This window comes from Mobilicoccus pelagius NBRC 104925 (assembly GCF_000247995.1).
GTDB classification, from domain to species: Bacteria; Actinomycetota; Actinomycetes; order Actinomycetales; family Dermatophilaceae; genus Mobilicoccus; species Mobilicoccus pelagius.
Genome location: NZ_BAFE01000061.1, coordinates 53025 through 64277, shown reverse-complemented (window position 1 = coordinate 64277; position 11253 = coordinate 53025). Strand labels below are relative to the sequence as shown.

Annotated in this window: 9 protein-coding genes; 5 read left to right on the top strand and 4 right to left on the bottom strand. The window is 71.4% G+C overall.

Translation table 11 applies throughout. The features are described 5' to 3' along the window. Positions 1-173: 173 nt before the first annotated feature. From murJ to trxA, 5 genes are all read left to right on the top strand, one after another. The gene (gene murJ, locus MOPEL_RS09830; protein ID WP_009482747.1) at positions 174-1823 is read left to right on the top strand and encodes a murein biosynthesis integral membrane protein MurJ; all 1650 of its coding nucleotides are present in this window, start codon (positions 174-176) and stop codon (positions 1821-1823) included. A 107-nt stretch (positions 1824-1930) separates the two neighbouring features. Beyond that, a complete protein-coding gene (locus MOPEL_RS09825; protein ID WP_141631283.1) occupies positions 1931-3667 on the top strand; it encodes a protein kinase family protein in 1737 nt (578 codons plus the stop codon). 225 nt (positions 3668-3892) lie between these two features. Then, on the top strand, positions 3893-4825 hold the full coding sequence (locus tag MOPEL_RS09820; protein WP_009482745.1) for a hypothetical protein: 933 nt from the start codon (positions 3893-3895) through the stop codon (positions 4823-4825). 98 nt (positions 4826-4923) lie between these two features. Then, a complete protein-coding gene (gene trxB, locus MOPEL_RS09815; protein WP_040633870.1) occupies positions 4924-5919 on the top strand; it encodes a thioredoxin-disulfide reductase in 996 nt (331 codons plus the stop codon). A gap of 88 nt (positions 5920-6007) precedes the next feature. Then, on the top strand, positions 6008-6334 hold the full coding sequence (gene trxA / locus MOPEL_RS09810) for a thioredoxin (protein ID WP_009482743.1): 327 nt from the start codon (positions 6008-6010) through the stop codon (positions 6332-6334). A gap of 72 nt (positions 6335-6406) precedes the next feature. Here the strand turns inward: trxA and MOPEL_RS09805 are convergent, their stop codons facing one another. The 4 genes from MOPEL_RS09805 to MOPEL_RS09790 all read right to left on the bottom strand — a co-directional run bounded on the left by MOPEL_RS09805 (position 6407) and on the right by MOPEL_RS09790 (position 11233). Then, entirely contained in the window at positions 6407-7447 is a 1041-nt protein-coding gene (locus MOPEL_RS09805; RefSeq protein WP_009482742.1) for a ParB/RepB/Spo0J family partition protein, read from the bottom strand. After that, the gene (locus MOPEL_RS09800) at positions 7444-8313 is read right to left on the bottom strand and encodes a ParA family protein (RefSeq protein ID WP_281023915.1); all 870 of its coding nucleotides are present in this window, start codon (positions 8311-8313) and stop codon (positions 7444-7446) included. The genes MOPEL_RS09805 and MOPEL_RS09800 overlap by 4 nt, the downstream gene beginning before the upstream one ends. A 1583-nt stretch (positions 8314-9896) precedes the next feature. Further along, positions 9897-10646, bottom strand: coding sequence for a 16S rRNA (guanine(527)-N(7))-methyltransferase RsmG (gene rsmG / locus MOPEL_RS09795; RefSeq protein ID WP_141631282.1), 750 nt, complete (start codon positions 10644-10646; stop codon positions 9897-9899). Positions 10647-10657: 11 nt separating this feature from the next. Beyond that, on the bottom strand, positions 10658-11233 hold the full coding sequence (locus MOPEL_RS09790) for a Jag family protein (RefSeq protein WP_009482739.1): 576 nt from the start codon (positions 11231-11233) through the stop codon (positions 10658-10660). Positions 11234-11253 lie beyond the last annotated feature (20 nt).

The following is an 11253-nucleotide window of genomic DNA, read 5'->3' as shown; positions in this document are numbered from 1 at the left end:
CCCCGCCGGGCCCCTCTCCGAGCCCCCCGTGACCGGACCCGACCGCAGGACGCACCGGGGCCCGGGGACGGGCGGATCGGGACGGAGCGGAACGTCCGTCCACCACCCCGACTACGATGACCAGCGCCGGGCCACCGGCGACGACCTGCCCCTCCAGCAGAGACGGACACCCGATGACCACCACGAGCAGCCTGGCCCGCAACAGCGCGATCATGGCCGCCGGAAGCCTCGTCTCCCGGATCCTCGGCGTCGTACGCCAGGCCCTCATCGTCATGATCTTCGGCCGATCCCTCGCCGGTGACGCCTGGAGCATCGCGAACACCCTGCCCAACACGGTGTTCCTCCTCCTCGCCGGAGGCGCGATCAACGCCGTGCTCGTGCCGCAGATCAGCAAGGCCATGCGCCACGACGACGGCGGTCAGGCGTTCGTCGACCGGCTGCTCACACTCGCCCTCGTCGGGCTCGGCGTCGTCACGCTCGTGTGCATCCCGCTCGTGCCCGTGCTCGTGAACGTCTTCTCCGACTCGGGATTCCCCCAGGACGCGCACGACCTCGCCGTCGCCTTCGCGTTCATCGCCATGCCGGCCGTGTTCTTCTACGGGCTCTACGCGATCCTCGGCCAGGTGCTCAACGCCCGCGAGGAGTTCGGCTGGTTCTCCTGGGCGCCCGTGCTGTGCAACGTCGTGTGGATCATCGGCCTCGGCTCGTTCATCGGCCTCTACGGCAGCCACCTCGGCCACCCCCACCAGTACACGCCGCCGATGATCGCGCTGCTCGCCGGCTCCCTCACCGTCGGCGTCGCCCTCCAGGCGCTCGTCCTCCTCGTGCCCCTGTGGCGCAGCGGGTTCCGCTACCACCCGACGTTCGGCTTCCGCGGCGTCGGTCTCGGCAGCGCGAGCCGCGTCGCGATGTGGACGTTCGCCGCGCTCGTCGTCTCCCAGCTCGCGCTCATCGTCCAGTCCCGCGTCCTCACGTCCGCGACCGCGGGCGACAGCGGCAAGCTCGCCTACGACAGCGCGTTCATGCTGTTCATGACGCCGCACGGCCTCATCACCGTCTCCGTCGTCACCGCACTGTTCACGTCGATGTCCCGCGCCGCAGCGGCCGGTGACACGCCCGCCGTGCGCCACGACGTCGCCCACGGCCTCGGCGTCGTCGGCGCCACCGTCATCCCCGTCATGGTCGGCGGCATCGTCCTCGCCACCTCCCTCACGACGACGATCTTCGTCGGCGCCTCCCTCGAGACCGCCAACGCCTTCGGCTACATCACCCAGGCGATGCTCCTCGGCCTGCCCGCCTACGGGGCCTTCTACGTCGCCCAGCGTGCCTACTACGCCTACGAGGACGCCAAGGCGCCGTTCTGGCTCCAGGTCGTCAACTCCGGCGTCTTCGTCCTCGGCGGACTCCTCTGCTACCTCGTCGCCTCCGAGTACCGCGCCGTCACCGTCGCCCTCGCACAGGCCCTGAGCAACGTCGTCGCCGCCGGAGTCGGCATCGCGTGGTTGAGCAGCCGGCTCGGCGGCCTCGACCTCCATCTCACGATCCGCACGTGGATCCGCAGCCTCGTCGCATGCGTCCCCGCCGCGGTCGTCGCCGGCCTCCTCGCCTGGCCGATCCGCCACCTCCTCCCCGCCGTCCTGCCGGGCCCGACGGGTGGCTGGTGGTTCTCCTCCGCCCTCGCCCTCCTCGTCGGCGGGATCACCTTCGTCGCCCTCTACGTCGCCGCCGCGCAGCGCATGCACATCGACGAGGTCGACGAGTTCGTCGGACCGATCCTGCGTCGCCTGCGCGGCGTGTCGCCCGGATCGCGCAGGGGCGCTTAAACTTCTCGTCAGACGTGTCTGCACGACCCGAGAATCCCGGCCCCGCGCCGGAACTCGCCAGTCCGGCAGGCCCGCCTCGACAGAAGCCTTCGGAGAGGGGAGTGCCCGTGCAGGGGGTCGGAACCGGTCGTCTCCTCGCGAGCCGGTATGCCCTGCGCCAACGCCGCGCCACGCTCGGTGCCATCGAGGTGTGGGCTGCGACCGACAGCACCCTCGGCCGTGAGGTCTCCGTCACGGTGCTGCCCGTCTCCGATCCGCACGCGGAGCCCCTCCTCGAGGCCGCACGCGCCACCGCGGCCGTCAACGACCACCGACTCGTCCGCGTCCTCGACGTCGGCTCCCGCGGTGACGTCGCCTGGGTCATCGAGGAGTCCCTCGCCGACTCTACGAGCCTCGCCGAGCTCCTCGCCGACGGGCCGCTCCCTCCCGAGGAGGCCCGCCGGATCGTCGGTGAGGTCGCCACGGCTCTCGACGTCGCCGCCCGCTCCGGCCTGCACCACCTCCACCTCACCCCGCACGCGGTCCGTCGCACCAAGGCCGGCCTCATCAAGATCGCCGGGCTCTCCACCGCCGCGGCCGTCGAGGGGACGACCGTCCCCGACCATGCCGAGGCGCAGCGCATCGACGCGCTCGGCACGATCGCCCTGCTCTACGCCGCGATGACGACGCGGTGGCCGCTCCGCACGACGGTGCCCGGACTCGAAGCGGCGCCCCGTGTCGCCGGCGTCGTCGCCGCTCCGTCGGAGCTGGCCGTCGCCGTCCCGGCCGACCTCGACGACCTCTGCCGCGAGGCGTTCACGCGCTCCGGCGCGCCACGCACCCCCGGTGAGCTCGCCCAGCGCCTCGGGCCCTGGTCGCACACCCTCGTCCGGCACGTCGCCCCCAAGCCCGTTGCGGCTCCCACCGAGGAGATCCCGCGCATCCGTGCGGGCGCCGCCGACCGGGCCGCCGCGACGAGTGGCGGGGCCGGTGCAGCTGCCACGCCTGCCGCCACCCCCCGCCCCCCGCGGAACGTGCCCCGCAAGCCCAGCCACCGCGAGCAGCGCGCTCACGACAAGGCCGCCCAGGCGGCCGAGGAACGCCGCGAGATCGCCGCGCGCCGCCGCGACCCGGGCTTCCTCGACGTCCCCGAGGCACTCGACACGTCCACCGGCCCCCTCGAACCCCCCACACCCCTCGTGGCCGCACCCCTCGAGCGCGAGGGTCGCTACGCCAAGGCGGTCATCGGCGTCGTCGCCGGCGCCATGCTCCTCGCCGCCGTGTTCGCGGCCGTGTCCCTTCGTGGAGCGGTCCAGGACATGTCCCAGGCCGTCGCGCCCGCACCGTCGACCAGCGCCACGCGTGGGCCGGGCACGTCCACCACCGGCCCGTCGGCCTCCGCCTCCCCCTCGACCTCCACCGATGTCGGCCCGATCGAGTTCACCGGCGTACGGGCGCTCGACCCAGAGGGCGACGACTCGGAGAACGACGGCGGCGTGCACAAGGCGACGGACGGCGACGCCGACACGTTCTGGCAGTCCGAGGGCTACAAGAACGCCGACTACCAGGGCCAGAAGTCGGGCGTGGGCGTCGCGGCGAAACTCCCGCGCGACGCCGAACCGACCACCGTCACGGTGACCCTCGGCGACACCCCGCAGGACGCCACCGTCTACGTCGGCTCCTCCCGTTCCATCGACTCCGCCACGAAGATCGGCGAATTCACCGACGCCACGGGCGAGCAGCAGGCAGACGTCCCCGAGGACGCCCGCAGCGACGCGAGGTACGTCATCGTCTGGGTGACCAAGGCCGCCGAGCAGGACGACGGCAAGTACCGCGCCATCGTCTCGGAGATCGTCGCGCGCTGATCCCTCGACGTCCCCACGCGAGGGAACCCGGCTCACGCCGGCCCTCTCCGCCTCGAGCGCGAGAACCCGGGTTCCTGCAAGGGCGACCCGGGCCCGTGACGGCGACCACGTGCTGCGTCGTGTCACGGCAGTGGAGACGCCACCGATCTCGTCACCCATGCAGGGGGCCGTCCAGGATCCGTCGAGGCGGCACCTCCGGCGAGTCCCCGCGGCGGGAACTTCACGGTGGCACCACTCGTCGATGAAGGGAACGACGACGCGGGCCACGCCCGCATGAACCAGCGAGGGGTGGTGGAGGACATGGGTCTGCGCCGGCACGGCTCCGAGGACGACGATCCCGAGCTCAGGCGCCTCCTCGCGGGCATGTCCACGCCCGCGACCGTTCCCGAGGACCTCGCCGCGCGCATCTCCCGCAGCATCGCCGAGGAGCATCACGCCTCCGCCGGGCTCGCCCACCGCTTCGACCCGGCCACCGCACGGCCGCGGCGCCGAACGGCCGTCCTCGGGGCGACCGCCGCGGGCGTCCTCGCGGTGGGCGGGGTGCTCGCTGCCGTCGGCCTGCACGTCGACGACGACGTCGTCGTCCACCAGGCACAGGCCGCCTGGGGTGCCCTCGGAGGAGAGGGGAGCGATGACGGGACCTCGATCGAGGCCTCGGGGAGCGTGGACGCACTCCCCCCGATGACCCTCGCCGACCCGGGGGTCGGCACCGAGCCGGACCTGGTCACGGGGACGGACGCCGGGAGGGACGCTCTGGCCGGACTCACCGTCGTCACCAGCGGGACGGACTATCGGCCACGCACCCTCGCCGGGCAGGTCGACGCCGTCTCCGACGGCCGGATGCCCGACGTCGCGTCCACCGACCCCGCCCCCCGCGTCCCGTCTCGGGACGCGATCGCACGGTGCCTCGCCGCGTCCGGTCTCTCTCCGCGGCAGGCGTTCGTCGACGTCGCGACGTACGAGGGGCGACCCGCCCTCGTCCTCCTCGGCGACCCGACGGCTCCCTCCACCCCGCTCCTGGACCCTGCCGACCCCGCCCCGCCCGCCTCGGGCGACGTACCGGAACTCCCCGGGACGGGACGTACCGTCGTGGTCCGGCCGCCGGCGTGTGGGGCGTCCGCCACCAGGCCTCTCGCCGGTCCCCTCGCCGTCCCGTGACGCGGGCCGGGCGGAACATCCCGGCTTCACCGATGGTTCACTTGACGAGACCTCGACCCGTCAGCACCCCGGGTCGCCGACACACGAAGGGACCATCCGTGACCACCGAGTCCACCTCCGCCCCGCAGGCAGCGTCCGACGACGATCTCCACGAGGTCGTCGTCGTCGGTTCCGGCCCCGCCGGCTACACCGCGGCCATCTACGCCGCGCGCGCCGGCCTGGCTCCGGTCGTCATCACCGGTTCGGTCACCGCCGGAGGCGCGCTCATCAACACGACCGAGGTCGAGAACTTCCCCGGGTTCCCCGAGGGCATCATGGGTCCCGACCTCATGGACAACATGCGCACGCAGGCCGAACGCTTCGGCGCGACGCTGGTCGCGGACGACGTCGTCGAGATGAGCCTCGACGGCCAGATCAAGACGTTCGTCGACGGATCGGGCCGCACCTACCGCAGCCGCACCGCGATCCTCGCGATGGGATCCGCCTACCGCGAGTTGGGCGTCGAGAACGAGAAGCGCCTCTCGGGACACGGAGTCTCGTGGTGTGCCACGTGTGACGGTTTCTTCTTCCGTGATCAGGACATCGCCGTCGTCGGAGGCGGGGACTCCGCCATGGAGGAGGCGACGTTCCTCTCCCGTTTCGCGCGGTCGGTGACGATCATCCACCGTCGGGAGGAACTCCGGGCGAGCAAGATCATGGCCCAGCGGGCGATGGACGACCCCAAGATCTCGTTCGCCTTCAACTCCGCCGTGAGCGCCATCCACGGCGAGGACAAGGTCACGGGCGTGACCCTCACGGACACGATCACCGGCGAGACCCGCGAGCTCGACATCACCGGTCTGTTCGTCGCGATCGGCCACGACCCCCGCAGCGAACTCGTCCGTGACCAGGTGCGCCTCGACGCCGAGGGATACGTCCTCGTCGACGGGCGCACCTCCCGGACTAACCTGCCCGGCGTCTTCGCCTGCGGCGACCTCGTCGACCACAGCTACCGCCAGGCCATCACCGCGGCCGGAAGCGGATGTGCCGCTGCGCTCGACACAGAGCGTTACCTCGCAGACCTCGACGCCGAGGCGCCTGCTCCTCGCCCCTGACATTCGCACGACGCCGATGCGCCCCGCTCCGCGGTGTCGCCCGCTGCCTGCGTACGATCGACCCAACCGCATTCGAAAGGATTCCCCCATGGCTTCCATCGCCACCACCACCGACGCCACTTTCGACCAGGACGTCCTCAAGCACGACGGCCCCGTGCTCGTCGACTTCTGGGCCCCCTGGTGTGGACCCTGCAAGGCCGTCGCGCCCGTCCTCGAGGAGATCGCGACGGAGCACGGCGACAAGCTCACGATCGTCAAGCTCAACACCGACGAGAACCCCCAGACGACGGCCCGCTACGGCATCACCGGCATTCCGGCCCTCAACGTCTACCAGGGCGGTGAGCTCGTCAAGAGCATCGTCGGCGCTCAGCCCAAGCCGAAGCTTCTGCGTGAACTCGAGCCCTTCATCGGCTGAAAGTCCCCGTAGAACGTCGAAGCCCGGCCCCCTGCATGGGGACCGGGCTTCGTCATGTTTCACGTGGAACGGTTACCGCGACTCGGTCTCCGTATCGGCGCCGAGCACGTCCAGGATGCGGTGAAGGTCATCGACCGACGCGAACTCGACCGTGAGCTTCCCTCGCTTGCGGCCCATGTTGATGGAGACCCTCGTGTCCAGACGGTCGGACAGCGAGTCCGCGACACGATCGAGTTCGGGGTGAGCGATCGCCGGCCGAGCGGCCCGTGGCTTCGCCGGGGCTCCTGCCTCGCCCATCGCGACGATCTCCTCGACACTGCGGACCGAGAGTCCTTCGGCGACGATGCGCTGCGCGAGCCGCTCCATCGCCGCGGGGTCCTCCAGCCCGAGCAAGGCCCGGGCGTGACCCGCCGTAAGCACACCTGCCGCGACGCGGCGACCGACAAGGGGCGGCAGCCGGAGGAGGCGGAGAGTGTTCGTGATCTGCGGACGCGACCGGGCGAGCCTCGTGGCTAGCTCCTCGTGCGTACATTCGAAGTCCTCGAGGAGCTGCTGGTAGGCCGCAGCCTCCTCGAGGGGGTTGAGCTGGCTCCGATGCAGGTTCTCGAGGAGCGCATCGCGCAGCATGTCCGTGTCGTTCGTCGACCGGATGATCGCCGGGACGACGTCGAGACCGGCCTCGCGGCTCGCCCGCCAACGCCGCTCACCCATGACGAGTTCGTACTGCGGTTCGCTCGACGACGCGTCGTCGGTGGTGGGTCGCACGACGATCGGCTGGAGGACGCCGATCTCGCGGATGGAATCGACGAGTTCTGCGAGGTCGTCCTCGTCGAAGACCTCGCGGGGCTGCCGGGAGTTCGGGACGATCCGCTCGAGGGGCACGTGGGCGAACTGCGCCCCGGGCACCGGTGTGAGTCCCGTCGGGAGTGACAGCTCCTCGGTGACAGACGCCGCGCGGCGCGCCTCCCCGTCGGGCGAGCCGAACGTGGACCCCGATGATTCACGTGAAACAGTCTCCGCGAAGAACATGTCGTGCGGACGATCGGTGCGTGTCGGCCCGTCGGGGATGAGCGCACCCAGACCTCGGCCGAGTCCTCGCCTACGTTCCGTCATTCTGCGTTCCTCCCATGGGTTGCCTCCGAATGGCGGGTGGCGAGTTCCGCCGCCGCGCGACAGTAGGCGAGGGCTCCCGTACTCGCCGGGTCGTACGAGATCACCGTCTGGCCGTGACTGGGAGCCTCCGACACGCGCACCGAGCGCGGCACGGTCGCACGCAGCACCTCGTTCGGGAAGTGATTCCGCACCTCGTCGGCCACCTGGGACGACAGACGGGTCCGGCCGTCGTACATCGTCAGCAGGATCGTCGAGAGACGCAGCTCAGGGTTGAGGTGTCGACGGATCATGTCGATGTTGCGCAGCAGCATCGACAGCCCCTCGAGGGCGTAGTACTCGCACTGAATCGGAATGAGGACCTCATGGCCCGCGACGAACGCGTTGATGGTCAGCAGTCCGAGGCTCGGAGGGCAGTCGATGAGGATGTAGTCCGGAGGATCGTCGACATCCGCCAGGTACGCGTCGACGGCGCGCCGGAGGCGCATCTCCCGGGCGACGAACGAAACAAGTTCGATCTCCGCACCCGCGAGGTCGATCGTCGCGGGGACACAGGTGAGGCCCGGGATGTCCGGACACTGGTGCACCACCTCGGCGACGGGGGCGTCCTCGACGAGCACGTCGTAGACGCTCGCGACCCCGGCGCGGTGATCGACGCCGAGAGCGGTGCTCGCATTGCCCTGCGGGTCGGTGTCGATGACGAGGACCCTGGACCCGCCGGCAGCGAGGGCCGCGGCGAGGTTGACGGCAGTCGTCGTCTTTCCCACGCCCCCCTTCTGGTTGGCGATGGTGAAGACGCGCGTTTGCTCAGGTCGCGGGAAGGGCGCGCCGGGAGGTGTGGGGAGCCGGGGCGCACCGGTGTCCTTCACTTCGGCCTTTCGGGCCGTCTCGGCAGCGACGGCCGATCCTCCTGCCGGGTCGGACCGGGGAGTCTCGGTCTCACGCGACACCCCCGTGTCGTCGGCGGCGCCGGTCGAGCCGACGGACGTCCTTTCTCCCGTTCCGTCGTCGGAGTCCTGTTCCCGAGAGGTCGGCGCGATCGGGGTGGGGACGTCCTCCTCCGGCCCCGGTCGGTCCTGCCTGTCATCGGTCACCCGTCCCGACTCGGGCATCACCGCCGTGGCGCGTGCGGTGTCCTCGGTCGACGCCGTCACCGAGAGGGGCGACCCGGAGACCAGGGCCGAGGCATCGTCGGGGTCGCCTACACCGCCGTCGGGTCCACCCACGGCGTCCATGGCACGTGCATCACCAAGAGGGACGTCGTGTGATGTCGTTTCACGTGGAACATGGCGTACCGGAAGCGCATCCTCCGCACCGGCGACGGGCCACCCGAGGGCTGAGGTCGGACGCACGTGGTCACGTCCGGGCCATCCGAGGGCATTCATTCCGTGGGGCACCCGTCATCCTTTCGGCTCGTCGACTGACGTCCCACGGTAGTCGCTCGACCGTCCGTCCGAGACATCGGTCCACGAGCGGGGTGTTGCCCGTCTCGGCGCACGCGGGGCCACGCCCTGGCCGCTCCGGTGGCGCCGCTGCAGCCGGGGTCGGCATATCACCCGGTGGTGACGATCGCCCCGCACATGCCGCGCACGCACGGGCTCGCGGATGCACGGCAAGGGCAGGGGTCTTCGCAGGGCGTGCCGAGCAACGAGGCAATCCGCTCCCGAGAGCTCGGCCGACCAGCGCCCAGCAGCCGGAAGGCAGGAGAAGGGGCACTACGGATGCGTCCGATACTCCTGGGTGCGCAGGGGGGAGGGCATCACCCGGCCGTGAGATTCGCACACCGGGAGAGCTCCCTGCGGCGGGTAGAGGTCGTACCGCCGCACGTGAACGCTTCGGGCATCCTCATTCCTCCGGCGGTGGTCGGGAGCGGCATCGGACACCCGGCGCGGCCACGACCGCGATGGCCTACTCTCCAGCCACCGGATTCCCGCGTCGGGGAGGGCATCGCCGGCGAGATGGACACAGGCCTCGGACGGTCACGACGGTGACTCCTGCGGCACCGCGGTTCACCACCACACGATGGGATCACCCATGCCGCCGGGATGACCGGGGCGCGGTCCGCGTCACCCGTGAGGGAGGGGTGGCGTCTCGTTCTCCGCGCACGGTCCGTGGCACGTCGTCACCCATCACGGACGACCGCCGGGCGGCAGCCGCAGGTACACCCTGCACCGACGCCCTGTATCGGCGACGAACGTCTCGATCTCGCCGCCCAGGCCCATCTCGACGGGGTCGTCCGCGACGATGAGATGGCGAGCACCGTCAGTTCAGAAGAGCGCTGGACGAAACCCCGCCGATCCACGCACCAAGGACCGCGCCACACGCAGGAGAGCAAAGCGCGTCACCCCGACATCACACTGTGAGGAGCGGTACCGCGCTGACCTGGACGCCCCCCGATCACAGCCTCGCTCGCGAGGCGCGGACGGCGTCGCGTCTGCGCCGGGCGGGCGGGTCAGCGGCGGGACCGCTTGCCGCGGCCCCGTCGCGGCGAGGTACGGGTTCCGCGGATCACGGTCGTGGGGGTGTCGAGGAACTCGCCACCGACGTGGACGACCTCGAGGCCGCCCCAGCCGGCGTTACCGGCGGCGGCACGGTCACGCGCGAGCTCGTCCGCGGCGGACGAGCCCTTGAGAGCGAGCATGAGGCCACCTTCGTGGGCGAGGGGAGCCATCCATGGGGCGAGGGTGGCGAGTTTCGAGACGGCTCGTGCCGTGACGACGTCACCCACGACGTCGACCTCCTCCGCGCGGCCGCGGTGCACCTCGACACCGGTGAGGCCGAGTTCGTCGACCGCGACGGAGAGCCAGTCGCTCCGGCGCGCCATCGGCTCGACGAGATGGATCCGGAGGTCCGGCCTCGCGGCGGCGATGGCGAGACCGGGGAGTCCCGCACCGGACCCCACGTCGACGACCGTCGCCCCGGCGGGTACGAGTTCGGCGACGACGGCACAGTTGAGGACGTGCCTCTCCCAGAGCCTCGGCACCTCGCGCGGGCCGATGAGGCCGTGGGAGACGCCGGTGTGGGCGAGGAGCTCGACGTAGCGCGTCGCGACGTGGAGCCGGTCCCCGAAGACCGTTCGCGCGGAGGCCGGCGCCTCGGGGACATCCCTGGCGGAGCCGCCCCCGGCGGGCACGGCACGGTCGTCCTCGCGACCGTCCTGTTCCGCCGCGTGCCCGGTCGGCGGGGTTCCCGACGTCACCATCGACAAGTGCCTCAGGCCGGGTGGACGACGACGTGACGACGCGGCTCGACGCCGTCGGACTCCGAATGCAGACCGAGGCGGAGGACCTCGTCGTGGGCGACCTTGCGTTCGAACGCCGACATCGGCTCGAGGGGCTGCGGTTCGCCGGACTCCTTGCAGGCGGCGACGGCCTCGCGAGCGATCTCGACGACCGCGCGGCGGCGCTCGGCGCGGTGGCCGGCGACGTCGAGCATGAGGCGGGAGTGCTCCCCCGTCGCCGTCTGCACGGCGAGGCGGGTGACCTCCTGGAGCGCCTCGAGGACTCGGCCCTCGGGACCGACGAGCCGACGGGGCACGCGTCCCTCCTCGGAGTCGACGATGGCGACGACCGCGCGGTCACCGTCGATGTCGACGTCGAGGTCGCCGTCGAGGTCGGCGATGTCGAGCAGACGCTCGAGGAAGTCGGCGGCGACCTCGCCCTCACGCTCCAGCTGGGCGGTACGCGAGGGGCGGGCCTTGGCCGCGGGCGCGTTCTCGGTGGAGGCGTCCGCCTCGGCTCGGGACGTCTCGTCGGGGGTGGTCTCGGGGGCGACGGCGTCGTCGGTCATGTCGGGCTCCTGTGGGGGAC

Bases quoted from the DNA above. Each gene is read 5' to 3' on its own strand.
- murJ (WP_009482747.1), top strand. From the start codon at position 174: ATGACCACCACGAGCAGCCTGGCCCGCAACAGCGCGATCATGGCCGCC.
- trxA (WP_009482743.1), top strand. From the start codon at position 6,008: ATGGCTTCCATCGCCACCACCACCGACGCCACTTTCGACCAGGACGTC.
- MOPEL_RS09805 (WP_009482742.1), bottom strand. From the start codon at position 7,447: ATGACGGAACGTAGGCGAGGACTCGGCCGAGGTCTGGGTGCGCTCATC.
- rsmG (WP_141631282.1), bottom strand. From the start codon at position 10,646: ATGGTGACGTCGGGAACCCCGCCGACCGGGCACGCGGCGGAACAGGAC.
- MOPEL_RS09790 (WP_009482739.1), bottom strand. From the start codon at position 11,233: ATGACCGACGACGCCGTCGCCCCCGAGACCACCCCCGACGAGACGTCC.